The following is a 1154-nucleotide window of genomic DNA, read 5'->3' on the forward strand; positions in this document are numbered from 1 at the left end:
CCAAGCAAGCCGCCGAGGTCGTCGACAAGACGACCTCTGCGGCCGAGTTGGTCACTCACCTCGACGTCAGCCAATACTGCCGTGCTGATTCCATTCCCCATTGGCACGACTCTAAACCGTTCGAACCGATGCTCCGGGCGATTCTCCTGAAGGAACTCGAAGACGCGTCCGATGGCTGGCTCCATCGGACGCTCGACAGTGACCCTCAACTTGCGGATGCTCTTGGCTTTAATCCCGACGACACACCTTCACGAAGCACGATCTCTCGGGCACAGACTAATCGGTTTGCGGCCCTCCAATCCACGATCGAGACTGCTACTCGTCAGATCCAAGCGTTGGCCGCCGAACGCGGTAGTCCGATCGGGACACCGTACGAAGACAGCGCTTCGGAGGAGCCAACAGGCTCCTCGAATCGCACAGTCAACCGTCTCATTCGGAGGAAAACACGTGATCTCCTCGACGAACTCCAAACTGTCGTGTTGCCTGCCTTCGAGTTTGACCGGCCTGATGACCCGGTTTACGACGACGAGGAACTCCTGATGCTGGAGGCCTGTCTCGGGCTGACAGGCCCCGCCGCTAACGGCGGTGCCGAAACCTACGGCGATTTCGTCAATCCTGACCCAGATCTCGACGATCCCTTCTACGAGGACGGACCGAGTGGAGAGACGCTTCTGGAGGCGATCAAGGACCTTTCACCGACACAAATCGCGGAGATGGTCAACCAAAGCGCGGCCCGCGTCTTGACGCGGGCCAAGCCTCGCTTGGAGTTCGAGACACCAGTCATGCTGTCGATCGACATGACCTACGTCGCTTTCTACGGGGAGCGTGAGGAACTCGTACGTGTCCAGGGGGCGCCGAAGGACAAGTCCTACAACTGGTGCTACAAGTTTGCAACCGCGAACGTTGTTGGAGACAACGTTCACTTCGCAGCTGCGATGCTTCCAGTCGGGCACGCTGATTACCACGACCCAGAGAGCTATCCTGGCAAAAACAGGAGTTACCGAGTCGGCGATATTGTTCGCCGACTCGTCGACCACGTCAACGACGTCTGTCGCGTTCATACACGGCGACTCTACGCTGATCGGGAGTTCTACGCCACGGACGTATTTTCGGTACTCGAACAGCGAGACCTTTTCTACGTGATTCCGGCACCG

1 protein-coding gene is annotated in these 1154 nt (G+C 58.2%); it reads left to right on the forward strand.

The annotated features are described in order from the left end of the window. Positions 1 to 1154 (forward strand): transposase (locus C476_RS04995; RefSeq protein WP_008010485.1); only part of this gene is annotated, 1154 nt, incomplete at both ends.

The sequence above is a fragment of the Natrinema limicola JCM 13563 genome (assembly GCF_000337475.1).
Lineage (GTDB): Archaea > Halobacteriota > Halobacteria > Halobacteriales > Natrialbaceae > Natrinema > Natrinema limicola.